Source organism: Pseudomonas fluorescens (assembly GCF_902497895.1).
In the GTDB taxonomy this organism is placed as follows: Bacteria; Pseudomonadota; Gammaproteobacteria; order Pseudomonadales; family Pseudomonadaceae; genus Aquipseudomonas; species Aquipseudomonas fluorescens_BP.
Map to the genome: position 1 here is coordinate 1 of NZ_CABVHQ010000059.1, position 24,119 is coordinate 24,119.

Below are 24,119 nucleotides of genomic sequence, written 5' to 3' on the forward strand. Positions count from 1 at the left end.
ACCGTTCCAGCCCCTGAAGTCTCATCAGGAGCGTTCCTATACCCTTCGCCGAATCAGCCTACATTCGGTGGCTGGTTGAAGAGGATGGCGCACTATTTTCGCGGGATCGCAGGAAGCCGGGACACCGGCGAACACGTCCGAAAACATAAAGGGACCGTTACCGCAGAAATGGATAGGTACACCGACCAAAAGCCAAGATCAAAAGATCGCAGCCTGCGGCAGCTCCTACATTAGTGGGATTGGGTACCGCAAGAAATAGGCCGGCTGTCAGGCCGCCTATCGCAGGCAAGCCACACAGTTGATCTGGGTACATCCGCAAGAGACAGGCCGGCTGTCAGGCCGTCATCGTCGGAACGCCGCCCGGAGCAAGCTCGTTCCTACATCCAATGGCGCCGCTCAGTCCGAGAACAAATCGAACATCAACTGGCGAAGCCAGCGGTTGGCCGGGTCCTTGTGATATTTGGCGTGCCAGAACAGATTGATGGCGATCTCCGGCAGCGCCACAGGGTGGGGCAGCGACGTCAGACCGAACGGTTCTTCGCAGCAGGCGGCGAAGCGTTCAGGCACGGTCGCCAGCAGGTCGGTGCGTTGAAGAATGTGCCCGACCGCCACAAAATGCGGCACCTCCAGGCGTATGGAGCGCTCGATACCTTCCCGTGCCATGAAGGCATCGACTTCGCCATGGCCGGTATTGGCCGAAATCACCCGGACATGTCCGTATGAGCAGAAACGCTCCAGCGTCAAAGACTCCCGCGTGGCCGGATGGTCCTTACGGCACAGGCATACGTAGCGGTGATGGAACAGTCGACGCTGGAAGAACCCCGCCTGCAGATGCGGCAGCAAACCAACGGCCAGATCTACAGCGCCGTTCTGCAGGTCCTCGCGCAGGCTCATGGGATTTTCCCGTACGGTGCTGATCGTGCATTTCGGCGCCTGTTTCGCCAATGCATCCATCAGCCGAGGGGTGAAATAGATCTCGCCGATATCGGTCATCGCCAGGGTGAACACCCGCTCGCTGGTCGAGGGATCGAAGCTGTCCTGCCGGTTCAGGGCATCGCGCAATGTATTCAAGGCAAGGGCGACGGGTTCAGCCAGTTGCTCGGCATAGGGCGTGGGCTGCATGCCCTGGTAAGTGCGCACGAACAACTCATCCTGCAAAGCCAGGCGTAAGCGTTTGAGAGCGTTGCTTACCGCGGGCTGGGTCAGGCCCAGATTGTCCGCGGCTGTAGACACTCTTCGGTCCCGCAGAAGCTGGTTGAACACCACCAGCAGATTCAAATCCAGATCGCGCAGTTCCATGGGAGCTCCAAGGCTGGCGCCTTCTGGTGAGTAATATTCACGCTGGTAATAGCCTGTATGGGTTTCGACGTATTTATTAATAGTACTCGACCCGCGATCATCGGTCGTACAAAAACAAAGCGACCACAGGTAACCACAATGACTAACAACAACAGCTCAGCCTTGCGTATCGGGATTGTTGGCGGCGGTATTTCCGGCGTCGCGCTTGCCCTGGATCTTTGCCGTCATCGCCATCTCGATATCCAACTGTTCGAATCCGCTCCAGCCTTCGGTGAGGTTGGCGCAGGTGTTTCCTTCGGCGCCAACGCGGTTCGCGCGCTTGCCGGCCTGGGTCTGGCCGAACCCTATCGACAGATAGCCGACCGTACACCCGAGCCCTGGCAGGACGTATGGTTCGAGTGGCGTCGAAGCACCGATGCCCATTACCTGGGTGCCAGCGTGGCGCCGGGGGTAGGCCAGTCCTCGGTACACCGCGCGGATTTTCTGGATGCGCTGGCGAGTCGCCTTCCCGCCGGCATCGCCCGGTTCAACAAACGCGCGGCCGCCATCGAGCAGCACGCCGACGAAGCCCGAGTGGTGTTCACCGATGGCAGCGACTATCGCTGCGATCTGCTGATCGGCGCGGACGGGATCAAGTCGGCGTTAAGAGGCCATGTTCTGGAGGGGCTGGGTGCGCCACCTGCTGCGCCCCGGTTTAGCGGCACCTGCGCCTATCGCGGGCTGATCGACAGCCAGAAACTGCGCGAAGCCTACCGCGCCCAAGGCATCGATGAGCATCTGATCGATGTGCCGCAGATGTACCTGGGGCTGGACGGCCATATCCTCACCTTCCCGGTCAAACAGGGTCGACTCATCAACGTGGTCGCCTTCGTGTCCGACCGCAGCGAGCCGGAGCCGGTCTGGCCCAAGGACACTCCCTGGGTCCGCGAAACCAGCCAGCGCGAGATGCTCGACGCCTTCGCGGGCTGGGGCGATGCCGCGCGAATCCTGCTCGAATGCATTCCCGCGCCAAGCTGTTGGGCGCTGCACGATCTGGCCGAACTACCGGGTTACGTCCATGGCCGGATCGCGCTCATTGGCGATGCCGCTCACGCCACGCTGCCACACCAGGGTGCCGGTGCCGGACAAGGTCTGGAAGACGCGTTTTTCCTGGCACGCCTGCTCGGCGATCCACGGCTGAGCAATGCCAATCTGCCCGCGATGCTCGCGGCCTATGACACGCTGCGCCGTCCACGTGCCTGTCGCGTGCAGCGAACCTCACGGCAAGCCGGTGAGTTGTACGAGCTACGCGATCCGCAGGTGGGTGCCGACGAGGACACTTTGTCCTCTACGCTGGAAAGCCGCTTCGACTGGCTGTGGAATCACGATCTGGACGCAGACGTTGTCCGGGCTCGCGAGCTGCTGGGTTGGGAGGCCCGGTGCAGCAGCCACTGAAGGGGGTGTGTTCATCCGGCAACTCGTGGATGTACACGATCGGCGTAGGAGCCTGCGATCTTTTGGCGGTTCTGCACATTGCCCGGAAGCAAAATCAAAAGATCGCAGCCTGCGGCAGCTCCTACAGCCCAGCGGCAGTCAACGGGGACTCCGTCGCAAGACCTTCGTTCCAGGCGTTATAACAATGACAAGAAGAGCCAAGCCATGCGTACTATCGACGTAAATGCCCTGATTGACGGGGCCCGTTTCAATTCGTTTCATGGACGCCTGCTGTTCTGGTGCGCGCTGATCATCGTCTTCGACGGCTATGACCTGGTGATCTATGGCGTGGTGCTGCCCGCCTTGATGCAAGACTGGGGTCTGACCGCCGTGGAGGCCGGACTTCTGGGCAGCTGCGCACTGTTCGGCATGATGCTCGGGGCACTGTTCTTCGGCCCGCTGTCGGACCGTATAGGACGGCGCAAGACCATCATGACCTGTGTGATCCTATTCAGCGGATTCACCCTGATCAATGCTTTCGCGCAGACTCCCACGGAGTTTGCCCTCTGTCGCTTCATCGCCGGGCTCGGCATCGGCGGCGTCATGCCCAACGTGGTCGCACTGATGAACGAATACGCGCCCAGGAAAATGCGCAGCACACTGGTGGCGGTGATGTTCAGCGGCTATTCAATAGGCGGGATGCTGTCGGCAGGCCTGGGCATGCTGCTGATGCCGCGCTGGGGCTGGCAGGCAGTATTCATCGTGGCGGTCATTCCGCTGCTGGTCTTGCCATTGCTGGTTCGCCAACTGCCGGAATCCCTCAATTTCCTGCTGCGTTCGGGCCAGGTCGACAAAGCCCGGGGGCTGCTGCAGAAGGCGGCTCCAGACTACCAGCCGCAACCCGATGATCAGCTGGGCCTGGCCAAAGGCCAGGCGAGCCACGTCTCGATCCTGCAGTTGTTACAGGATGGCCGGAAGTTGAACACCCTGATGCTGTGGCTGGCCTTCTTCTGCTGCCTGCTGATGGTCTACGCCCTCAGCTCCTGGCTACCGAAACTGATGCATACGGCTGGCTATGGCCTGAACTCGAGCCTGGCCTTTCTACTCGTGCTGAATTTCGGTGCCATATTCGGTGCCATTGGTGGCGGCTGGCTCGGCGACCGTGTCGGCATCGAACGCGTGCTGCTGGGGTTCTTTGCCTTGGGCGCACTTTCCCTCAGCCTGCTGGCACTCAAGTCGCCGGTATGGGTGCTGTACCTGCTGATCGCCATTGCCGGCGCCAGCACCATCGGCACCCAGATCCTGGCCAACGCCTGCGCCGTTCAATTCTATCCGGCCCATATCCGCTCGACAGGCCTGGGCTGGGCGATGGGAGTCGGACGCATAGGCGCGATCATTGGTCCGCTGCTCGGCGGCGCGCTGCATGCGGCGCAATTGCCGCTGCAGTTCAGCTTCCTGACATTTGCCGCTCCCGGGGTGGTCGGCGTTCTGGCCATGGGGGTGTTCCTATGGCACCAGCCTGCACGGCAAGCGTTCACCCGCCTCGCCCCGATACCTCCTTTGGAATCTTCCTGCGCCAACGAAACTCGGTGACTCCGTCCGGCCCCCGGCGCACCCGGGGGCTGTGCCAACCCTGTCGCCTTTTGCGCTGAACCCTGCAAGCGCCAAAACCAGTGCCTGTCTATTCCGAAAAACTTTTTTCGATCGTTGTGCAACCCGCAGAAAAAATTTGCGCTATCCCTGTGTTGCACCACACTTGATTATTCTGTCAATAATTCGCCAGTGGCGTCCCTTAGTCCACAAACGCTTTGCTGTCCTGCTATTCAGATAGTGCGAGCGATTGGTCTGAGTTCGCAGATTGGAACGTCCAATGCACTGCCGTCGGCAGCGCAAAAACGGTTGCCAAAAGGGGGATTCCCCATGCGTGACACCACTCATACAGCAAACGACGACCCACCCGGCGCGAATGCAGCGATGGCACCCGCCATGCGCATTGCCTACTTGAGCCAAACGGATTTCGCCGGCACGCGCACTCGCGATTCACTCGACATTCTTGTACCGAAGGCAGCCGCCAATCTATTCGCGACCTGTTGCACGGGTTCCACTCGAACCCGCACGTCCTGCATCCGGGCGCCGCTCATCTGTTTTATTCCACCGCAACTGCCCCATTCACTGATAGACCGATCGGGTTCAAACACCCTTATCCTCAGTATTGAAGGACCGTTCTTCAGAACCACAGCCATCTCCACCCTGGGCAGCAGCAATCTGACGTTCGTTGAGCCGCATGCTACGGCCAACCCGCTGATCCGCGAGTTTTGTGACGTTATTGAAAGAGAATTCCTCAGCCCTGACCGACTTACCAGCGCCTTTCTGGATGCATTTGCCGCGCTGTTGGTCGCGCATATTGCCAGGAACTACCTGGTGGAGGGACACGCCAAGGCCGCTCCCAATGGCGGCTTGACTGCCTATAAGATGCAGCGTGTGCGCGACTTCATTACCGACCATCTGTGCGAGCGGATAAGCGTCGAACTATTGGCCAGTATCGTAAACCTGAGCCCCTGCCACTTTGCTCGAATGTTCAAGCAGTCGACTGGACACTCTCCGCATCTCTTCATCCTGATCCAGCGCATCATGCGCGCCAAAATACTGCTCGCGGGTACCGACTCTCCGATCATCGACATAGCCACCGAGGTGGGCTTTCGCACACAAGGTCACTTCACCGGCGTCTTCCATCGCTACACCGGTTTCACGCCCAGGATATTCCGCTTGAACGCACAAGATCCTCGTGGAGGCGGTGTTCAGCTATCAGGTTCGATCCTTGCGGGGGGGCAAGACAGGCCAGAGAACCCACCCGACTATTTCAGCGATGCTGTGCCAGAGCTTCGCCAGCTACCAAGGCCGGCGTAGGAGCTGGCGCAGCCTGCGATCTTTTGGCGGTTCTGGCGATTGCTCAGGGGCAAGATCAAAAGATCGCAGCCTGCGGCAGCTCCTACGGGGGTGTGCTGTGCCCGTGCTTCGCCGCCAACCACAGCCGGCGTAGGAGCTGGCGCAGCCTGCGATCTTTGGGCGGTTCTGGAGATTGCTCAGGGGCAAGATCAAAAGATCGCAGCCTGCGGCAGCTCCTACAAGGGCGCATGTGTACCCACACAAACAGGTCGGCCGGTAGGCCGCCTTGCTTTTGCTGTTGCTGTTGCTGTTGCTTTGGCTTTTGATCTACTCGCCCCTTCGGAAGGCCGAGTGGAGGCGTTCATCAGGGGGGAGGCGCGAAGCGCCGTTCGACGAAGTCGAACACATCGAGAGGAGGTCGTCGCGAAGCAGACCGGAGGCGATGCCCCCTGATGAATGCCGGAGCGAGGGAACACCGAGCCTTGGCGAGGTGCCGTACGCTCGGGGCAAGACCTTTTGGGTCCTTTTGGGGCGTTTGCCAAAAGGGCCTCGCCGTAAGGGCGAAACCCTAAGTGGCCGTTACCGCAGAAATGGATATGTACACCCTCAAGAGCCAGGCCGGCTGCCAGGCCGCCTTCGCGAGCAAGCTCGCTCCCACAGACCGCCAGGTCACCTCCGGCATGGAACAATGAGCGGTAAACCTGTGAGGGGGCGTTGTGCGAGGTCAGGCTTCGGGATCGTCCAGCCGAGTGCTGATCGCTTCTTCGAGCGCTTGTGAATAGGCGGCGTCCGCCAGAGTCTTGAGTTCCATCCAGCCTGATGCGTTGATTACGTCATTCTTGAGCAACTCTTCGGCAAGACGCAAAAGCGCATTGTGATACGCATCCGGTGAATCGGTGCGATAGCCAGTATCGTCGAGCAGCTCATACCAGGCTTGCAGCGCCTTCTCGTCGCTCATCGCTAGTCCTCACCACTTCTGCATTTCCGGTTGCGTCGGCCAGCGCTTCAAGCAGCGCTTGCGTATGGTTGATCGACTCGCGTATTTCGTCGAACGCGTGATCCAGTGCCTGCCCGCCGTCCGCTGCCGGTCCACCGCACAGGGTGCGTCGAATGACCAGTTCATCGTGTTTGAATTCACACACGTGGGCGCGTAACGCCATGAGTCGAAGCGATAATTGGGAAAGATGCTGCTTACGTCGTTGAACCATGATGGTGCTCCTGACGAACGTCTCTATAACTTGAGAGTTTCATTGCCATCAGACGTTCAGTCTCTTGGACCAAAGGAGTACAACCTTGCGCCCTGCCACTGGTAAAAAAGATGAAACCCTTGCTCATCCCGGGCCTCAAAACGCTATAGCGTCTGATTCGTAAAAATGGGACAGATCTATTTTAACAACCACTCTTGAAGACGTTTATAAATAAATCCGCCCTCTCTTTCGTCCGAAAATTATTAAAAGATATCCTCTTTATCATAAATATATTGAACTATATCACTTGGGCACATGAGCCTCTCTGCGTCTGCGTCAGAAATCTCGAAGCCGAATTCATCCTCCATTGCCAACATAACTTCAACGACATCCAGAGAGTTCAAGCCTAAATCATTCGCAAAATGTGAGTCTAGCGTTAATTTTTCCGGAGGAATTTTATCATGTGATCCTAGGACTGTTATTACTCTTTTTTGAATTAGTTCTCTTGTCATTAGCCCTCTGCCTGACATAATTATTACTCCCATTATTAAACGGACGAAATATCAATACATCCCGCGAGGCTTTAGAGTTTAGCGGGTAGGTGTTTGGATTATATGCACTAAGGCACCGCGCGAAACCTGTAATAAATGACAGTTCCCAATATGTTTTCAGAGTTTTTTGCGATTATTTACAGCATGCTTAGATGGATTTTAGTGGATGGGGCAGGGAACGTTTGGCAGTTCTGGAGAGTGCCCGAAGCAAGATCAAAAGATCGCGGCCTGCGGCAGCTCCTACGAGGGATTGTGTGAATGTGGCAGGTCTTTGGCGAAGATCGACCGTTGGTCACGCGCACGACACCTGACACTCGGGCACTGGACAATGTCAGGTAACGACGCAATAACGGGAGTCACGCCATGATCGCCAGGAACACCAGCGCGCTGATTCTAGCTGGGCTGCTTACAGCGGTCTGTATCTCAACCTATGCGGGAGTTGGGGCAGTCGCTCCAGCGCCTCCAGCGGCAACCGCCCCGCTGCCATGGGTGGGCTCGGCCATGCCCCGCCAGCAACCCACCTGAACCCTGCGTGGGGAACGGCTGCAGACCCCAATGACAGCCACCGCGCGGGTACATCCAGCAACCACAACCCCAGGTCCACCCATAGCGGTGTCGACTCAATGGGAAATGGCACCGGCACTTTCACCGGCCCCCGCACTGGCGTCGGCACGGGTGGCGCAGGTGTCGGAACCGGCAGGTCTGGAGGCGGAGTTGGCGGGTAAACGTGGGCCACGCAGGAGGCAGCAGCCATTGAGTTGTGAACGTTTAATAGGAGTTGCGCCAGAAGGTCAGGCTTCGGGATCGTCCAGCCGAGTGCTGATCGCTTCTTCGAGCGCTTGTGAATAGGCGGCGTCCGCCAGAGTCTTGAGTTCCAAACAGCCTGATGCGTTGATTACGTCATTCTTGAGCAACTCTTCGGCAAGACGCAAAAGCGCATTGTGATACGCACCCTCGGCACTACCTGACCATTTGTTGCTGCTGGCGCTGATCCCGACGGTGTGCCTGTTTATCGGCACCACGGCGGTGGGCTGGAGCCTGGCGCAGGGCGAGACGGTCAAGCTCAGCAGCGCCAGCGCGTTGCAGCTCTGTGCCCTGCTGTACCTGACCATCCTCGCCGGCATCGCAATCATGGGCCTGTTCATCCGCTGGATGTCGCGCACCTTCGAAGCACAGCCCACGGTCAATCAGTGCATCGGTTTCGTCGCCTACACCGCAACGCCCTTCTTTATCGCCGGGATTGCCGGTCTGTATCCGGGGCGCTGGCTGGCGGTCAGCGTGCTGGGTCTCGCGTCGGTCTATTCGACCTTTCTGCTATTCACCGGTTTGCCAAACTTCATGCGCGTGGGCAAGGAGCAAGGCATGCTGTACTCGGCGAGCGCCTGGGGCGTCGGATTGCTGGTGCTGGTGACGATACTGGTGTCGATGATTCTGCTGTGGTTTAACGTGCTGACACCCGAGTATCTGCGTGCGCTTATGGGTTAGCCGCGCCTAACAATTGATCGACCACCCGCGCCAGCGCGGTCGAAGTCGACAACCCGGCAGCCTGTGCCTGGTCGAAGCAGTGCAATTGCCGATCGGCGCTGCTGCCCTCCTCCAGGATCTGCCGGGCCTGCTCAAACACCTGGGCCTCACCCAACTGTTCGGCGGTGGCGAGAAAGGTCTCTTGCGCCCAATCCAGCCATTGCCCGGCCGACAGCATCAGCGCACTGCCCTCGCGGATGAAGTGGCCATGAACGCCAAAACGTTTGGCGCGCCAGCGGTTTTCCTTGAGGATCCATTGCGAAGTCTGGCTGTAGCCCGCGCCCGGCTGCGGCGTCTCGATGGCATGGCCGACCATGATCCGGAACAGCGAGGCGATGCACAAGGCGTCACTCAGGCGCGGGCAGGCATCGGTCATGCGCAGTTCAAGAGTCGGATAACGTGCCGCCGGCCGCAGGCCCCACCAGCATTCGCCAGGGGTGCTGATCGAGCCGGTTTGCAGCAACAGCTGGAGGTAGTCACGGTAAGCCTGTTCATTCTCGAAGTATTCCGGCACCCCCATGCGCGGCCACTCGTCACACGCCACCTGGCGATAACTCATGAATCCGCTCGGGGCACCGTCCCAGAACGGTGAAGAGCTGCTCAGCGCCAACAACAGTGGCAACCACGGCAGTACCTGGTTCATCACGCAGATGCGGTCGAGCCGGTCCGGGACCTCGACATGTACATGCAGACCGCACAGCACGCTGCGTTGCGCAACCCGCTGGAAATCTCTGAACAGCTTGCGGAAATGCTCCTGGTCGGTGGCCTGTTGCAAGCGCCAGTCAGCCAGCGGATGGCTGCCGGCACAGAGCAGGCCCAAGTCGTTGTTTTCAAGAATCTGCACCAGCCTGCCGCGAGCGTTCGTCAGATACTCGTTGGCCTGGGCCAGATTGGCGAAGACCGGTGACGCGACCTCGATCTGCCCCTGGAACATCTCAAAGGCAAAATGGCTGCCCAGGGCAGCCTGGCACTCGGCAATCAGCTGCCGGGTCGGCTGGCTGAGCATGGTGCGTGTTGCCAGATCGGTGATGAGGTATTCCTCTTCAATCCCGAAGTTCAAGGTCTTGTTCATGTTTGCCTGCGTACAGTCAACGGCTGCGAGTAACGATCAACGCGACCACGGCAATCCGCTCCACCCGTTGGTAGCCGGGGGTCAACAGCTCCTCGCCGAACACGTCCGGGTCCAGTTCGCGGTAGGTCCAGGCATAGACCGCGCAGGTGAGCCAGGGGCGCAAGGCCTGAAGGAAAGGATCGCTGCCCTCGACCATGGCCACCCCGGTGTACAGCACCAGAGAACCGCCTGGCGCCAGGCGCGGCAAGGCCTCTTCGACAATCCGCAGCGACAGTTCGGCGCCAAACGCGCCGCCACCATCACGATAGGTCCGCTGCGCCGGGTCGAGCATATACGGCGGGTTGGCAACGATCAGATCGAATTCACCGACCACCCCGTCCAGTACGTCACTGCTGTGGACACTGACATTCGCTACATCGGCCAAGGCCGCGTTGACGGCGGTCATGCGCAGCGCCAATGGGTTGATATCCACCGCCAGCACCTCTGCGTCGCGCCGGGCCCGGCCAATCAGGATGGCGCCAACGCCGGCGCCGCAGCCGATATCGACGGCCCGGCGGATGGCACCGTAGTCATGTTGCAGGTGCGACCTGATCAACTGCGCAAAGCGATAACTGTCCGGGCCGAAAAACACCGCATCGCTGGCAGTGGTCGGAAAACCCGAGTGCACCAACAGCAGACCCTCCAGGCTCGACCAGCGCACGCTGCTGAACATCAGCCCATCGCGCTGCTCGAGAATGCCTGCCTGTTGCATCTGCTGCAGTTCATCGGCCGCCAATAATCCAGGGGTGAACGGCCGCGACCAGCCAAACACATCGCGCAGGGATTTCGCCCGTTGATTGGCGGCACGTGTATTGACCCGCTGGTGAGTCAGCGGCGTGCCGGTGATGAAGTGATAACCGTCCGCCTGCAAGCGGCGGCCCAGGTGCAACAACGCCAGGTCGGCGCTGCACAGTTGTGCTGGCTGATCCATGCAGAACTCCTAGCGCAGACTGGACTTGAGTTCGCCAAACAGCCGGGTAGCCCACAGCCCGGCGGGATGGGAATGGCGCTGCGGCGACAGCCAGGGAATCAACAGCTCCATTTGCCTTTCGCCGCTGCATCCGGCCAGCTGGGTTTGCAGGTGCCGGATGTCCGGGTCGTCTGCTACCTGCGCCATTGACCCGTCACGCTCGCGCCACACCGGCGCAGGACGGTTTGCAGGTTGCCAGTCGCCCGCGATCCAGTCGTGCAACAGCTGTTTTTCATAGGGGCTGAACACCCCGAACATGGCCGCGCCGCAGCCTTCAATCAACTTCCAGAATCGACTGGCCTGGGGATCCTGATGACGTTTGATCCAGCCCTGGCTCTCCAGCATGGCCAGGAATGCTGGCAGTTGCCCCGGGGCCGCCAGCCATTGGTTGACGGTCTTGCCGGCAAATCGGCAGAAATCCGAGTGCATGTGCTGGCCGAAGGGCCGTTTGCGTTCGAGCATCTCGAACACTTCGCGCTGCAGATCGAAGGACTGAATCACCGCCGTTGAACCCAGGCCAAGGTCGTTGAGCCGGTAGCCCAGCGCCACTCGCCGATAGAAGTCGTCGCGCCCGGCTTCAACCGGCAGCAGTTGCAATACGGTCTGCACGGCCTTGTGGGCATGGCCGCTGCTGGCATTGTCGATGGTCACGTGCAAGGTGAAGTAATAGGGGTCGATGCCCAATTCCCGAAGTTCATAGGCGCTGATCAGCAAATGCAACGGCAGTCGTTCGTAACCGAGGTTATAGCCGATGACCTCGGGCAGGAATTCTTCGGCGCACTGGCCCAGGGCCAATTGCACGGTGCCTTGCAGATAATGTGGGTCCTGAGCGCAGGCATTGGGGTCCAGGCCGTGCCTGGCAAGCAGCTTGCGGTAGATCAGCACATGATTCTGTGCCGGGATGCCCTCCCCCAACTCTTCCAGATAGGTGCGCAGCAGGTTGTCCAAACGCCCATCGTGCCACTGCCGCAACAGCCCATGGAGCCAGGCGCCATCCACCAGTTTGGTCGGTGCGACAGCCTGCAGGAAATACAAGGCATGCGCCTTGTTGTTGAAGAAGCGCCGCGAACCACCAGCCTTGCGCCCTTGCAGATACTCGGCGTACTGGCGAGCGACACTGGCGCAGTGTTGTTCGACCCAAGGCTGCAGCGCCTGCGGATCCGCGGGCAAATCATTCGGCAAGGTTTCAGCGGCCCGTAACTGTTCTTGAAGAAAAGCCCTGGACATCTCGCGTTTGTCGAGTTCGTCCGGTCCATACAGCAACTCATCGTAGCGCTGGCGCGCGGCTGCCGATGGCAGAGTTGGCTGAACGTTGGCCGCCTTTAACTCCAGTGTCGTCAGCGCGGTCATGGCCTACCTCTCATATTCTGACTGTGCATGTTCTGATTGATCGTCGACAGGACGTCTTCTCGGCACGTCTCTATTGCAAAAGAGCGAAACGCTGAAGGGAAAATTCATTCCGACTTCCAAACCACCGGACCAACGGCAGCGGCGCGATGACCCGCGCCGGTTTGAACCAAGCAGGTGCAGGCCCCTCGAATAGTCATGGAGCAGCAGCCGGCTGGTCGGTTCGGGTGCGCAGCCAACACGGAGGGAATCGAACATGAGCTTCATCCTATGGGTGGCTGTTTTGGGTGCCGTGTTGCTGACACTGGCGCTGACCTCCTCCTACCTGCGCTGGATGCCGGTCACTACCTCGGCGGTGTGCCTGGCGCTGGGCGTGGCCATCGGTCCTTCTGCGCTGGGTCTGTTGCAGTTGAATATCGACGGCGCTTCCGTGTGGATGGAGCACCTGACGGAAGTGGCGGTGCTGTTTTCGCTGTTCGTCAGCGGCCTGAAATTACGTCTACCGCTGACTAACCGGAGTTGGCGCGTAGCGTTCGGCCTGGCCGGCCCGGTGATGTTCTTGAGTATCTGCGGGCTATGCCTGGTCCTGCACCTGCTGTTTGGCCTGTCATGGGGGATGGCACTGCTGATTGGCGCCATCCTGGCACCCACCGACCCGGTGCTGGCCGGGATGGTTCAAGTCAACGATGCGCGGGATTACGACCGGGTGCGCTTCGGCCTGTCGGGTGAAGCCGGGCTCAATGACGGTATCGCCTTTCCGTTTGTGATCCTGGGTTTGCTGGTCCTGCAACAGGAAGGCCGCAGCAGTGCCTGGTTTGCCGACTGGGCCTTGTACAGTCTGCTGTGGGCGGTGCCTGCCGGGCTGCTCATCGGCTACTGGATGGGCAAAGGCCTTGGCCACCTGACCCTGCTGATGCGCATCAAGAATGCCGACAGCACCCTCTCCCCCAATGACTACCTGACCCTGGCACTGATCGCCCTGGCCTATGTCGCGGCCGAATCGATTCACGGTTACGGTTTTCTATCAGTGTTCGCCGCCGGGCTGGGCTTGCGCCAGGCTGAAGTCAAATCCAGCGGTGGCTCGCAAACCCCGGCCGAACACCTGGCCCAACCGGTGGTCGGCCATCTGAATGTCGAACCGGAGCAAGCCGTTCACGGCGATATTGAGAACCTTGAGGACAGCCAGGTTGCGGCCGCGATCATGATGGGCGACATGCTGGCGTTCGGCAGCCTGGTAGAGCGCGCCATGGAGGTCTTCCTGGTGACCTTGCTCGGTATTGTGCTGGCCACCCATTGGGACTGGCGGGCACTGGCCATCGGCTTTGCCCTGTTTTGCGTGATCCGCCCGCTGTGCGTGCTGGCCATGCCCTGGGGCACGCTGCTGGACCGCCATCAGCGCCTGTTGATTGGCTGGTTCGGCATTCGCGGCATCGGCAGTCTCTATTACCTGTTTTACGCCTTGAATCACGACCTCGGACAATCCCAGGCAATAATCTGCACGGACCTGACCTTATCGGTCATTGCCCTGAGCATCCTGGTGCATGGCGTCAGCACTCAGCCGATGCTGGCCCGCTACGAGCGACGGCACTCAGCTCGGCTGACCTGAGCCATCCTTGCCGGCAATGTCCGGATCATCCGGATCGGCCTCGGCTTCGTCGACTCGCACGCCACTCTCCGGCATATCCTCCTCTTCGAGCTCGACCCGGGTTTTCTTGCGTTCCGGGTCCCGTGGATCGATCGGTGCCGAGAGTGGATATTCCGGGGTTGGGTCCGTGTCAGGACGTTTTGATCGGCTAGTCATGGAGCACCTCGCTTAAGACCCTGGAATTCAGGTCATGCTTTTTTGAGAGTAGAACCTGAGCGCCGTTCGGTTCAAAAGACCGCCAGTCATCGGACAATGCTGTAATGCCGGTCAGCTAACAGATATCCGTGGATGCCGCGTTCTGATCCGAAATCCACCCCTCACCCCAACCCTCCCGAAACGTCGGACCGCCCCAAGGGGGAGAGGGGGCTGACCGAGGTGTTTTTTTGATGTGCTGCGACCTGAAAATCCGTATCGAATATGGATTCACCGCAGCGCTCTCAGGTCGCAGTAGATCTTAAATCTCCCGCGGTCAGTCCCCTCGCCCCCCTGGGGTGTCCGGTACAAACATGGGGAGAGGGTTAGGGTGAGGGGTGGTTCTTGAGTCTGACGAACAATCTGAAGCGCTCCTCGCAAAAATGACAGGACAATGTCTGGGGAACGGCCATGCACCGAGGTTGTCTTGAGTAAACAATGGTCAGGAAACCTGCGAATGGACTATCTGGATTGGGTGCAATGGCCAGCCATGGTCGTCACCGTACTCGCCGCGTGGCTGATCGGTTCGCGCCAACCGCAGCGCCGAGTCAGTGGCTTCAGCTGTTTTATCGCGAGCAATATCTTGTGGGTGATCTGGGGCTATCACACCGATGCCTATGCCTTGATCCTGCTGCAGTTTTGCTTGTGCGCGATGAACTTGCGCGGGTTCAAAAAGAACACCGAGCCCGAAGGCTCGGCTTGAAAAGCACTAACCGAGCATCTGACTCAAGGCTGCACGAAGCTTTCCGGGCTTGACCGGTTTGTTCAACAGCGGCGCGCCGAGCTTTTGCAACGAACGTCGACATTGATCGCTGCGGTCAGCGGTGATCATGATCGCCGGAATGGGTTGTGCGAAATGTTCGCGCAGGCGCCTGACCACCTCGCAACCAATCACCCCGTGATCCAGGTGAAAGTCCGCCAGAATCAGTTCCGGTGCCCGGCCTTGCAAGGCTTGCAGGGCGCCGACTTCATCGGTGGCGGTGACCACTTCGCAGCCCCACTGTCCGAGCAATGCGCTCATGCTTTCGAGGATGCTCAGTTCGTTGTCCAGCACCAGCAGGCGGCGGCCCGGCAAGGGGTTGCCGGTAATCAGTTGCGGCGCCGCCTGGCTGATGGGCAGCGGCACCTCGCGGGAAATCGGCACATCGATGCTGAACATCGAACCACGTCCAGGCCGGGAGATCACCTGGACCCGATAGCCAAGGATTTTCGCGATTCGCTCGACAATCGCCAGGCCCAGACCCACACCCTTGCGATCGGCGGCGCGACCGACGTCGAGTTGGTTGAACTCGAGAAAAATCGAATCCAGCCGGTCGGCGGCAATACCACGACCGGTGTCCCAGACCTCAAGCCGCAAGAACTCGCCGCGGCGTCTGGCCCCCAGCAAAATGCTGCCCTCGACGGTGTAGCGACAGGCATTGCTGAGAAAATTGCGCAGGATCCGGGTCATTAGGCGCAAGTCGGTATGCACGGCAAAATTGCCAACCCGCGCCCGCAGATTCAGGCCCGCCGCCTGGGCGACCGACTGGAACTCGGAGACCAGCGGCGCGAGCAATTCGTCCAGCCGGTACAAGGCAATATCCGGTTTGACCGCGGCCTGATCGAGTTTGGAGATATCCAATAGGTCGGTAAGCAAATCTTCGGCGCCTTCCAGGGCCTGATGGGTGCGTTCGACCAGTACCTGTTCAACCTCGGGCAAGGCCCGCTCGCGCAAGGTGGAGATCAACAGGCGTGCGGCGTTCAACGGCTGCAGCAAGTCATGGCTGGCGGCGGCGAGGTATTTGTCCTTGCTGCGATTGGCCGCCTGGGCCGCATCCCGGGCATCGCGCAAGGCCTGCTCGACCTGTTCGCGCTGGGCGATCTGCTGCTGCAGGTTACGGTTGGCTTCCAGCAGTTCATCGGTGCGGGCCGCAACCCGCTGTTCCAGTTCATCGTTGAGTTGCTGCAAACGTTGCTGGGCCAGTTTGCGATCGGTGATATCGGTGACGAAGCCTTCCACCAGCCCGTCCTGATCGGGTTTGAGCAGCAGGTTCATCAGCACATCGAGGCTACTGCCGTCCTTGCGTTGCAGCCTCGTTTCATAACCGAGCAGGCTGCGTTGGCTCTGCAGCTTCTCGCTGATCGACTGCAACTCGCCAGCGCCACCGACGAACAGGTTGCCGACCAGGCCGGTCAGGGAAAACAGCACTTCCTGGGGCGTGTCATAACCGAGCATCCGCGCCAGTGCCGGGTTGGCGGCACGCATGCCCTCTTGCAGGCTGGCCTGAAAAATACCGTGCACCGCATGCTCGAACAGCCATTTGTAGCGATTGCGCTCGGCTTCCAGCTCATCGAGACGCGCCGCCAGCTCGGGATAATGGGTCTTGCGCGCCGAATGGCTGCCCAGCCCCAACAGACCGGCCAGGGCCCGTTGCTGCTCTTCAGAGGGCTTCGCCATATACGACCTCGACGTCACGCTGACTGGACTCGCGGGGGTTGGTGAGAATGCATGGATCGTGCATGGCATGCTGCGAGAGGAACGGAATATCGGCCATGCTGACACCGTGCAGGCCGAGGGTTTCATGGAAACCGATGGAGTGCTTGAGGGCGATCAGGTGCTCCACCAGCCGTCCGCAGATCTGCCGGTGATTGAGGCCGCGACAGTCGATACCGAACGTCTCGGCGATCACCTTGAAGCGGTCGGGCGCCGAGTTGTAATTGAATGCCACCACGTGCTCGACCAGCACCGCGTTGCACAACCCATGGGGCAGATCGAGAAAACCGCCGAGGCTGTGGGACATGGCGTGCACCGCGCCGAGGATCGCGTTGGAGAACGCCAGCCCGGCCTGCATGCTGCCGAGCATGATTTTTTCCCGCAGGGCGATGTCATTGGGGTTGGCGATCATTTGCACCAGGTTGCCATTGATCAGGCGCATCGCTTCCAGCGCATGGGGGTCGGTCAACGGCCCGTGGCCCGTGGAGACGAAGGCCTCGATGGCATGCACCAGGGCATCGATACCGGTACAGGCGGACAGGAACGGATCCATGCTCAGGGTGGTTTCCGGGTCGATCAACGACACATCCGGCACCACCGCCTTGCTGACGATGGAGAACTTCATCCGTTCCTGCTGATTGGAAATGATCACGAATTGCGAGACGTCGGCCGAAGTGCCGGCGGTGGTCGGAATCAGAATCAGCGGCGGGCTCGGCACCCGAATGGTGTCCACGCCTTCGAATTCGAGGATGTTGCGCCCGTGAGCGACCACGATCCCGATACCTTTGCCGCAGTCCATCGGGCTGCCGCCGCCGACGGCGACTATCACATCACAGTGGTTTTCCCGGTACATCTCGGCACCGAGCATCACCTCCTCGACCCTGGGGTTGGGGGAGACGGCGCTGTACAGGCAGTATTCAATGCCCTGGGCCTGCAGACTGGCCTCGACATCGGCGACCCAACCGGCGGCAATCACCCCGGGATCGCTGACAATCAGGACCTTGCGGGCACCGAAGGTTTTCGCGCAGTTGCCGACGTTATGCCGGCAGCCGGCGCCGAAAATGATTTCAGGTGAGACGAATTTGCGCAGTTGACTGAAGTTAGGGCTCATGGAAAGCCTGTTCTTATTGTTCGGGAGATAAAAGCCAGCCTAAAGCATCCAGTTACGAATGCAATCAGACCAATGGGTAGGGGCACTACTCAAAGATCTTTGGCACGGGCTGTATCGCCAAGATCGCAGCCTATCGGCAGCTCCTACCCCGACCCCGTACACCCGTGGACATCAGATAAACGCAAATCCCGTAGGAGCTGCCGCAGGCTGCGATCTTTTGGGGGCACCCCATATTTAAAGGAAGATATCCAACCCATCATACGCCACTTCGATACCGCGCCGTTCCAGCAGCGCCCGTTCGGTCGAGTCCTCATCGAGGATCGGGTTGGTGTTGTTGATATGGATGAGAATCTTGCGCTGTTCGGGGAAGCCTTCAAGCACTTCGAGCATCCCGCCGGGGCCGCTTTGCGGCAGATGACCCATTTCGCTGCCGAGCTTGTCGCCAACCTCGCAGACGCACATTTCATCGTCGCGCCAGAGGGTGCCGTCCACCAGCAGGCAGTCGGCGCGCTGCATCCACTCGAGCAATTGATCATCGACCTGACCGAGCCCCGGGGCATAGAACAGGCTGGCGCCGCTGCGCCGGTCTTCGATGAACAGACCGATGTTATCCCCGGGCTGTGGGTTGCCGCGATGGGGCGAGTACGGCGGAGCGCTGCTGCGCAACGGGATCGCCCGCAACCGCAGATGGTTACAGCCAGGGATGCTGAAGGGCTCACCCTCCAGGCCGATCGGCTGCCATTGCAGGCCGCCATTCCAGTGGCTGAGCATGTTGAATAAGGGGAATCCGCTGCTGAGGTCCTGATGAACCATCTCGGTACACCAGACTTTATGCGGGCAGCCTTCGCGCAGGCTCAGCAGACCTGTGCAATGGTCGATCTGGCTGTCCAGCAGGATCACCCCGGCAATCGCCGTATCGCGCACCTGGCGGGCTGGTTGCAGCAGAGGGAAAGATTCGAACTGGGCGCGGATATCCGGCGAGGCGTTGCACAGAATCCAGTCCACGCCGTTGTCGCTCAGGGCAATCGACGACTGTGTCCGTCGTTGCGCCCGCAGGCTGCCATTACGCACGCCGGCGCAATTGTGGCAATTGCAGTTCCATTGCGGAAAACCACCGCCAGCGGCGGAGCCGAGAATCCGGATATGCATGGGGCAATGCTCCAGTGAGGAGTCCCGGCCAATGGAAAGACTGGCCGGGAGAACAATCAACGGCTGGCGAAATACATGGTCACTTCGAAGCCAATACGCAGATCGGTAAACGCGGGTTTAGTCCACATGGGTCAATCCTCTTCTTATGCCGGGCTATTCCGGTAGAAGCATTAATGCACGGGGTTGGGCGGGACTGAATGCTACTTTGGAAGGAGGTTGCGGGGTGCGTTGGTAGGGGGTGTTGGCGGGGTGTCAGGCAAAACATGTTCGCGGATTAAAGATCAAAAGATCGCAGCCTTCGGCAGCTCCTACAGGGGTTGTGTACACCCGATTACGCGTGTAGGAGCTGCCGAAGGCTGCGATCTTTTTGGGCACCCCAATACCTGACTGACAGGCATTGGGGTTGGTTTGACGCGTTGCGTGCTAGATCAGAAGAAACCCAATGGATTGATGTCGTAGCTGACCAGCAGGTTTTTGGTCTGCTGGTAGTGGTCGAGCATCATCTTGTGGTTTTCGCGACCGACACCGGACTTCTTGTAGCCACCGAACGCGGCGTGGGCCGGGTACAGGTGGTAGCAGTTGGTCCAGACGCGACCGGCCTTGATCGCCCGGCCCATGCGGTAGGCGCGGTTGATGTCGCGGGTCCAGAGACCGGCGCCAAGGCCGAACTCGCTGTCGTTGGCAATCGCCAGGGCTTCGGCTTCGTCCTTGAAGGTGGTGATGCTCACCACCGGACCAAAGATTTCTTCCTGGAACACGCGCATCTTGTTGTGGCCCTTGAGCAGGGTCGGCTGGATGTAGAAACCCGTGGCCAGGTCGCCCTCAAGCCGCTCGATGGCACCACCGGTGAGCAACTCGGCGCCCTCTTCCTGAGCGATTTTCAGATAGGACAGGATCCGGTCGAATTGCTGCTCGGAGGCCTGGGCGCCGACCATGGTTTCGGTGTCCAGCGGGTTACCGCGCTTGATATTGACGATCTTCTTCATGACCACTTTCATGAAGTCGTCGTAGATCGATTCCTGCACCAGCGCCCGCGACGGGCAGGTGCAGACTTCGCCCTGGTTGAAGAATGCCAGCACCAGGCCTTCGGCGGCCTTCTCGATGAACTGCGGTTCGGCCTTCATGATGTCTTCGAAGAAGATGTTCGGCGACTTGCCGCCCAGCTCAACGGTCGACGGAATGATGTTTTCAGCCGCGCATTTCATGATGTGCGCGCCGATCGGAGTAGACCCGGTGAACGCGATCTTGGCGATGCGTTTGCTGGTGGCCAACGCTTCACCGGCTTCGCGACCGAAGCCCTGGACGATGTTCAGCACGCCCGGTGGCAGCAAATCGGCGATCAGCTCGGCAAACACCATGATCGACAGCGGGGTCTGCTCGGCCGGCTTGAGCACCACGCAGTTACCGGCAGCCAGGGCTGGAGCGAGTTTCCAGGCGGCCATCAACAGCGGGAAGTTCCACGGAATGATCTGCCCGACCACGCCCAGCGGTTCGTGGAAGTGATAGGCGGTGGTCAGTTCGTTGATTTCCGCGGCGCCGCCTTCCTGAGCACGAATGCAGCCGGCGAAATAACGGAAATGGTCGGCGGCCAGCGGCACGTCGGCGTTCAGGGTTTCGCGCACGGCCTTGCCGTTGTCCCAGGATTCGGTGACCGCGAGGATTTCCAGGTTCTGTTCGATGCGGTCGGCGATTTTCAGCAGCACCAGCGAGCGGTCCTGGGCTGACGTCTTGCCCCAGGCATCGGCTGCGGCATGGGCGGCGTCCAGCGCCTTCTCGATGTCGGCGGCGCTGGAGCGCGGGAATTCGGCAATCACTTCACCGTTCACCGGCGAGGTGTTGGTGAAGTATTCGCCATTGACCGGTGCGACGAACTCGCCGCCAATGAAGTTGCCGTAACGCGGTTTGAAAGACACGACGGCGCCTGGTGTTCCGGGTTGAGCGTAAATCATGGTGGGCCTCTGTTTGGTCGAATGCCTGTCGGTCGGACAAGCCATGAATCGATAGTAGAGAGCCTCGCGCGCCAGACGAATGCGCCGTTGGCAGGAGGACTCTCGTTATTTGGTACTGGTTTTTGCCAGTCTGTGGAGCATTTGCGGCGAAAGGGCTGTTGTGTGGCGAGGGGGCTTGCCCCCGCTGGGTCGCGAAGCGGCCCTGAAATCAGGCACCGCGCATCTTCAGATAGACCGCAGGCGCTGGTTTTACGACTGCTTCGCAGCCGAGCGGGGGCAAGCCCCCTCGCCACAGGGGGTCAGGTGTTGGCTATCAATGCTTGGCCACTACCAGGTCTTTTGGCAGTTTGAAGGTCCAGAGCATGCCGCCCTGGTTGAAGTCCTTGATCCGTTTCGCGACTTCGCCGCCCCACAGTGGAACCGCGCCACCCCAACCGGAGAGGACCGAGACGTACTGTTCGCCGTCCATTTCCCAGGTGACAGGGGAGCCGAGGACGCCGGAGCCGGTCTGGAATTCCCAGACTTTCTCGCCGGTCCTGGCGTTGAAGGCTTGCAGGAAGCCTTCCGGGGTACCAGTGAAGACCAGGTTGCCTTTGGTGGTCAGCACGCCGCCCCAGAGCGGCGCGTAGTTCTTGTGGCGCCAGACTTCCTTGCCGGTTTTCGGGTCGATGGCACGCAGCACGCCAATGTAGTCTTCGTTCAACGGCTTGATGGTGAAGCCGGCACCGAGGAATGCCGCGCCCTTTTTATAGGCTATGCCTTCGTTCCAGATGTCCATGCCCCATTCATTGGACGGCACATAGAACAGGCCGGTGTCCTGGCTGTAGGCCATGGGCATCCAGTTCTTCGCCCCGAGGAAGGCCGGTGCGACGAACACCGAACTGCCCTTGGCTTCGGTGCCTGGTGCGCCCGGACGGCTGGCTTCGTTGTAGATTGGCCGACCGTCCTTATCCAGCCCGGTAGCCCAGGTAATCTTGTCAACGAACGGGAAGCCGCGGATGAACTTGCCGTTGGTGCGGTCGAGCACGTAGAAGAAACCGTTACGGTCAGCGGTGGCTGCGGCCTTGATCTCTTTGCCTTCCTTGTCCTTGTAGTTGAAGGACACCAGCTCGTTCACGCCGTCATAGTCCCAGCCGTCGTGCGGGGTGCTCTGGAAGTGCCATTTGATGGTGCCATCGTCCGGGTTCAGCGCCAGACGCGACGAAGAGTAGAGGTTGTCGCCCGGGCGCAGGTGCGAGTTCCACGGCGCCGGGTTGCCGGTGCCGAACAGCAGCAGATTGGTTTCCGGATCGTAGTAGCCACCCAGCCAAGGCGCGGCGCCACCGGTTTTCCACAGATCGCCGGGCCAGGTCTTGCCGGCTTCACCGCCGGAAATGCCGTTCTCGACCGCCTTGCCGTCCTTGTAGACGTAGCCCATGTGGCCTTCCACTGTCGGCCGGGTCCACAGCAAGTTGCCGTTTTTCGGGTCATAGGCTTCGATCTTGCCGACCACGCCGAACTCGCCGCCGGCGACCCCGGTGATCAGCTTGCCGTTGATCACCAGCGGCGCGGCGCTGATGGAGTAGCCTTCCTTGTGGTCGGCGACTTTCTTGCTCCAGACCACCTTGCCGGTGTCCTTGTTCAGGGCTACCAGCTTGGCATCGAGGGTGCCGAAAAACACCAGGTCGCCATACAGCGCGACGCCACGGTTGATCACGTCGCAGCACGGGCGGATATCATCGGGCAGGCGTGCATCGTATTGCCAGAGCTTCTTGCCGGTCCGTGCGTCCACGGCGAACACCCGCGAGTAGGAACCGGTCATGTACATCACGCCGTCCTTGATCATCGGCTGCGCCTGCTGACCGCGCTGTTTCTCGCCACCGAAGGAGAAGGCCCATACCGGGCGCAGGTCTTTGATGTTGTCGGTGTTGAGAGCATCCAGAGGACTGTAGCGCTGGCCCTGGACACCCAGGCCATTGGTGACAATCTGTCCGGGGTTCTGCGGATCCTGGAGGATGTCTTGATCGGTGACTGCGGCAAGGGCCGATGCGGACAACAACATGGCGCTGAGCAGCAGGCTCAAGGCGAAGGGTTGGCGGCGTGCGGATTGGGTCATGACGGCTACCTCTGCGGTTTTTGTTATACCCGGGAAATTTTCCCGGTCTGGTGCAGATTCTTGGTCCGTAGCGCCCTGGCGACAATTAGCCGCAGTGCGGAGTTTTCTAGTTCCTTGGTACAAGGAACTGTAGGAGCTGCCGCAGGCTGCGATCTTTTCCGGGGTTTCGCTGGATCAAGATCAAAAGATCGCAGCCTGCGGCAGCTCCTACGGGATTGCGCGGAACCTGTGGGAGCGGCGGTGCGGCGATCCCACAGGCCGGTTTATGGCCGCGAGCCGGCATCCACCCGCTTCATCTGCCCGCGCTCATAGCTCGGGTACAGGTGGCTGACGCTGCGGATCAATTCATAACGGCTCAGGCTGATGGCGGCGAAACGTTCGGGAATGGGGCTGCGGATCATCTCGCCCATCTCGCTGCCACTGACGGCGCCGTCGCGCATCAACTGGTCGAGCCAGCCAAGGTAATCACGCATCTGGGCAAAGGGCGCGGGGTCGGAGGTCACTGGTCCGTGACCGGGCACGATGAGTTTCCATGGCAGGGATTCGAGCTGATCGATATCCGCTTGCCACACCTCCAGCCCCGGAGAATTGGGTGTGGTCAAGGCACGCTCATAGAACACCAGGTCGCCGGCGAACAGTACCCCGGTTTTCTCGTCGAGGATCGCCAGGTCGGCATCGGTATGCCCGCGCAGTCCGAGCAAGCGTAACGAATGACCGCCGATGCTCAGGGTTCCCGGGGTGATCTCCTGGGTCGGCAATACCACTTCAGTGCCGCGCATCCAGTCGCCCACCAGTCGATACATGTTCTCGGCCATGGCATCGCCTTGCTGTTCCAGCAATTTGCGGGTGCCGGCCAGTGCGCCGATAGGCACGTCACCGAACGCCTGGTTGCCCAGCACGTGATCGGGATGATGATGAGTCAACAAGACCTGAATCACCGGCTTGTCGGTGGTCGCGGCAATCGCTTTACGCAGTGCTTCGCCATAACGTTTCGACGGCCCGCTGTCGATCACCACCACCCCGTTATCGGTGACGATGAACCCGGTATTGACGATATTTCCCCCATTAGCCTTGGCGAAATTATCGGTACTGCCTTCCAGTAGCCAGGTGTTCTCGGCGATCTGCCGGGGTTTGAGTTGATAGTCGAAGTCCGCCAGGGCCGGCAGGCTCAAGGTCAGGCACAACAGCAGCATCCAGCGCATGGCGCTCTCCTGGGG

At 60.1% G+C, this 24,119-nt stretch carries 21 protein-coding genes and 1 pseudogene; 6 read left to right on the top strand and 16 right to left on the bottom strand.

From position 1 onward, the window contains the following. Positions 1-396 precede the first annotated feature (396 nt). Positions 397-1,299, bottom strand: coding sequence for a LysR family transcriptional regulator (locus tag F8N21_RS23515; RefSeq protein ID WP_150644399.1), 903 nt, complete (start codon positions 1,297-1,299; stop codon positions 397-399). Between the two features lie 138 nt (positions 1,300-1,437). Here F8N21_RS23515 and salA point away from each other — a divergent pair, with 138 nt between their 5' ends. The 3 genes from salA to F8N21_RS23530 all read left to right on the top strand — a co-directional run bounded on the left by salA (position 1,438) and on the right by F8N21_RS23530 (position 5,619). Continuing rightward, on the top strand, positions 1,438-2,733 hold the full coding sequence (salA, locus tag F8N21_RS23520; protein ID WP_150644400.1) for a salicylate 1-monooxygenase: 1,296 nt from the start codon (positions 1,438-1,440) through the stop codon (positions 2,731-2,733). Positions 2,734-2,937: 204 nt separating this feature from the next. After that, entirely contained in the window at positions 2,938-4,305 is a 1,368-nt protein-coding gene (locus F8N21_RS23525; RefSeq protein ID WP_150644401.1) for an MFS transporter, read from the top strand. Positions 4,306-4,632: 327 nt separating this feature from the next. Then, positions 4,633-5,619: a helix-turn-helix domain-containing protein gene (locus F8N21_RS23530; protein ID WP_150644402.1), complete on the top strand. Its 987-nt coding sequence runs from the start codon at positions 4,633-4,635 to the stop codon at positions 5,617-5,619. Between the two features lie 703 nt (positions 5,620-6,322). Here the strand turns inward: F8N21_RS23530 and F8N21_RS23540 are convergent. The 4 genes from F8N21_RS23540 to F8N21_RS30560 form a co-directional block, all read right to left on the bottom strand. Beyond that, positions 6,323-6,556 carry a hypothetical protein gene (locus tag F8N21_RS23540; RefSeq protein ID WP_150644403.1) on the bottom strand — a complete coding sequence of 78 codons (234 nt, stop codon included), beginning with the start codon at positions 6,554-6,556 and terminating at the stop codon, positions 6,323-6,325. Further along, positions 6,522-6,806, bottom strand: a complete 285-nt coding sequence (locus F8N21_RS23545) for a hypothetical protein (protein ID WP_191624393.1) — start codon at positions 6,804-6,806, stop codon at positions 6,522-6,524. The genes F8N21_RS23540 and F8N21_RS23545 overlap by 35 nt, the downstream gene beginning before the upstream one ends. Positions 6,807-7,048: 242 nt before the next feature. Next, a complete protein-coding gene (locus tag F8N21_RS23550) occupies positions 7,049-7,297 on the bottom strand; it encodes an acyl carrier protein (RefSeq protein ID WP_150644404.1) in 249 nt (82 codons plus the stop codon). A gap of 830 nt (positions 7,298-8,127) precedes the next feature. Next, complete coding sequence (locus tag F8N21_RS30560; RefSeq protein ID WP_191624394.1) at positions 8,128-8,268, bottom strand: hypothetical protein; 141 nt, start codon at positions 8,266-8,268, stop codon at positions 8,128-8,130. A gap of 14 nt (positions 8,269-8,282) precedes the next feature. Between F8N21_RS30560 and F8N21_RS23555 the strand changes: the two are divergent. Continuing rightward, positions 8,283-8,821 (top strand): annotated as a pseudogene (locus tag F8N21_RS23555) (Yip1 family protein); the annotation flags it as partial. Here F8N21_RS23555 and F8N21_RS23560 read toward each other — a convergent pair. Genes F8N21_RS23560 through F8N21_RS23570 form a run of 3 tightly spaced genes read right to left on the bottom strand, consistent with a single transcriptional unit; the run spans position 8,811 to position 12,291 of the window. Next, positions 8,811-9,932, bottom strand: coding sequence for a carboxylate-amine ligase (locus F8N21_RS23560; protein WP_150644406.1), 1,122 nt, complete (start codon positions 9,930-9,932; stop codon positions 8,811-8,813). The pseudogene F8N21_RS23555 and the gene F8N21_RS23560 sit on opposite strands and share 11 nt — an antisense overlap. Before the next feature lie 16 nt (positions 9,933-9,948). Continuing rightward, complete coding sequence (locus F8N21_RS23565; protein ID WP_150644407.1) at positions 9,949-10,902, bottom strand: methyltransferase; 954 nt, start codon at positions 10,900-10,902, stop codon at positions 9,949-9,951. A 9-nt stretch (positions 10,903-10,911) separates the two neighbouring features. Then, entirely contained in the window at positions 10,912-12,291 is a 1,380-nt protein-coding gene (locus tag F8N21_RS23570) for an iron-containing redox enzyme family protein (protein ID WP_150644408.1), read from the bottom strand. Between the two features lie 253 nt (positions 12,292-12,544). On the opposite strand from F8N21_RS23570, the gene F8N21_RS23575 reads away from it, so the two are divergent. After that, on the top strand, positions 12,545-13,894 hold the full coding sequence (locus F8N21_RS23575; RefSeq protein WP_150644409.1) for a cation:proton antiporter: 1,350 nt from the start codon (positions 12,545-12,547) through the stop codon (positions 13,892-13,894). Here the strand turns inward: F8N21_RS23575 and F8N21_RS23580 are convergent. Then, positions 13,877-14,089 (bottom strand): hypothetical protein, encoded by a 213-nt coding sequence (locus tag F8N21_RS23580; RefSeq protein WP_150644410.1) that lies wholly within the window; start codon positions 14,087-14,089, stop codon positions 13,877-13,879. The genes F8N21_RS23575 and F8N21_RS23580 overlap by 18 nt on opposite strands. 493 nt (positions 14,090-14,582) lie before the next feature. On the opposite strand from F8N21_RS23580, the gene F8N21_RS23585 reads away from it, so the two are divergent. Continuing rightward, positions 14,583-14,828, top strand: coding sequence for a hypothetical protein (locus F8N21_RS23585; RefSeq protein ID WP_150644411.1), 246 nt, complete (start codon positions 14,583-14,585; stop codon positions 14,826-14,828). A gap of 6 nt (positions 14,829-14,834) precedes the next feature. Here F8N21_RS23585 and F8N21_RS23590 read toward each other — a convergent pair whose 3' ends face one another. From F8N21_RS23590 to F8N21_RS23620, 7 genes are all read right to left on the bottom strand, one after another. Further along, complete coding sequence (locus F8N21_RS23590; protein WP_150644412.1) at positions 14,835-16,562, bottom strand: NahK/ErcS family hybrid sensor histidine kinase/response regulator; 1,728 nt, start codon at positions 16,560-16,562, stop codon at positions 14,835-14,837. Further along, entirely contained in the window at positions 16,546-17,709 is a 1,164-nt protein-coding gene (ercA, locus tag F8N21_RS23595) for an alcohol dehydrogenase-like regulatory protein ErcA (protein WP_150644413.1), read from the bottom strand. The genes F8N21_RS23590 and ercA overlap by 17 nt, the downstream gene beginning before the upstream one ends. Positions 17,710-17,943: 234 nt before the next feature. Further along, a complete protein-coding gene (gene pqqB, locus F8N21_RS23600) occupies positions 17,944-18,858 on the bottom strand; it encodes a pyrroloquinoline quinone biosynthesis protein PqqB (RefSeq protein WP_150644414.1) in 915 nt (304 codons plus the stop codon). 56 nt (positions 18,859-18,914) lie between these two features. Further along, the gene (gene pqqA, locus F8N21_RS23605; RefSeq protein ID WP_010209364.1) at positions 18,915-18,986 is read right to left on the bottom strand and encodes a pyrroloquinoline quinone precursor peptide PqqA; all 72 of its coding nucleotides are present in this window, start codon (positions 18,984-18,986) and stop codon (positions 18,915-18,917) included. Positions 18,987-19,286: 300 nt separating this feature from the next. Beyond that, a complete protein-coding gene (locus F8N21_RS23610) occupies positions 19,287-20,807 on the bottom strand; it encodes an aldehyde dehydrogenase family protein (protein WP_150644415.1) in 1,521 nt (506 codons plus the stop codon). A gap of 313 nt (positions 20,808-21,120) precedes the next feature. Beyond that, entirely contained in the window at positions 21,121-22,902 is a 1,782-nt protein-coding gene (locus F8N21_RS23615) for a PQQ-dependent methanol/ethanol family dehydrogenase (RefSeq protein ID WP_150644416.1), read from the bottom strand. A 263-nt stretch (positions 22,903-23,165) separates the two neighbouring features. Further along, positions 23,166-24,104 carry a quinoprotein relay system zinc metallohydrolase 1 gene (locus tag F8N21_RS23620; protein ID WP_150644417.1) on the bottom strand — a complete coding sequence of 313 codons (939 nt, stop codon included), beginning with the start codon at positions 24,102-24,104 and terminating at the stop codon, positions 23,166-23,168. Positions 24,105-24,119: the final 15 nt, after the last annotated feature.

What these genes read in the sequence shown, in the direction of transcription:
- F8N21_RS23515 (WP_150644399.1), bottom strand. Translation starts at nt 1,299, where the DNA reads ATGGAACTGCGCGATCTGGATTTGAATCTGCTGGTGGTGTTCAACCAG.
- salA (WP_150644400.1), top strand. Translation starts at nt 1,438, where the DNA reads ATGACTAACAACAACAGCTCAGCCTTGCGTATCGGGATTGTTGGCGGC.
- F8N21_RS23525 (WP_150644401.1), top strand. Translation starts at nt 2,938, where the DNA reads ATGCGTACTATCGACGTAAATGCCCTGATTGACGGGGCCCGTTTCAAT.
- F8N21_RS23530 (WP_150644402.1), top strand. Translation starts at nt 4,633, where the DNA reads ATGCGTGACACCACTCATACAGCAAACGACGACCCACCCGGCGCGAAT.
- F8N21_RS23540 (WP_150644403.1), bottom strand. Translation starts at nt 6,556, where the DNA reads ATGAGCGACGAGAAGGCGCTGCAAGCCTGGTATGAGCTGCTCGACGAT.
- F8N21_RS23545 (WP_191624393.1), bottom strand. Translation starts at nt 6,806, where the DNA reads ATGGTTCAACGACGTAAGCAGCATCTTTCCCAATTATCGCTTCGACTC.
- F8N21_RS23550 (WP_150644404.1), bottom strand. Translation starts at nt 7,297, where the DNA reads ATGACAAGAGAACTAATTCAAAAAAGAGTAATAACAGTCCTAGGATCA.
- F8N21_RS23560 (WP_150644406.1), bottom strand. Translation starts at nt 9,932, where the DNA reads ATGAACAAGACCTTGAACTTCGGGATTGAAGAGGAATACCTCATCACC.
- F8N21_RS23565 (WP_150644407.1), bottom strand. Translation starts at nt 10,902, where the DNA reads ATGGATCAGCCAGCACAACTGTGCAGCGCCGACCTGGCGTTGTTGCAC.
- F8N21_RS23570 (WP_150644408.1), bottom strand. Translation starts at nt 12,291, where the DNA reads ATGACCGCGCTGACGACACTGGAGTTAAAGGCGGCCAACGTTCAGCCA.
- F8N21_RS23575 (WP_150644409.1), top strand. Translation starts at nt 12,545, where the DNA reads ATGAGCTTCATCCTATGGGTGGCTGTTTTGGGTGCCGTGTTGCTGACA.
- F8N21_RS23580 (WP_150644410.1), bottom strand. Translation starts at nt 14,089, where the DNA reads ATGACTAGCCGATCAAAACGTCCTGACACGGACCCAACCCCGGAATAT.
- F8N21_RS23585 (WP_150644411.1), top strand. Translation starts at nt 14,583, where the DNA reads ATGGACTATCTGGATTGGGTGCAATGGCCAGCCATGGTCGTCACCGTA.
- F8N21_RS23590 (WP_150644412.1), bottom strand. Translation starts at nt 16,562, where the DNA reads ATGGCGAAGCCCTCTGAAGAGCAGCAACGGGCCCTGGCCGGTCTGTTG.
- ercA (WP_150644413.1), bottom strand. Translation starts at nt 17,709, where the DNA reads ATGAGCCCTAACTTCAGTCAACTGCGCAAATTCGTCTCACCTGAAATC.
- pqqB (WP_150644414.1), bottom strand. Translation starts at nt 18,858, where the DNA reads ATGCATATCCGGATTCTCGGCTCCGCCGCTGGCGGTGGTTTTCCGCAA.
- F8N21_RS23610 (WP_150644415.1), bottom strand. Translation starts at nt 20,807, where the DNA reads ATGATTTACGCTCAACCCGGAACACCAGGCGCCGTCGTGTCTTTCAAA.
- F8N21_RS23615 (WP_150644416.1), bottom strand. Translation starts at nt 22,902, where the DNA reads ATGACCCAATCCGCACGCCGCCAACCCTTCGCCTTGAGCCTGCTGCTC.
- F8N21_RS23620 (WP_150644417.1), bottom strand. Translation starts at nt 24,104, where the DNA reads ATGCGCTGGATGCTGCTGTTGTGCCTGACCTTGAGCCTGCCGGCCCTG.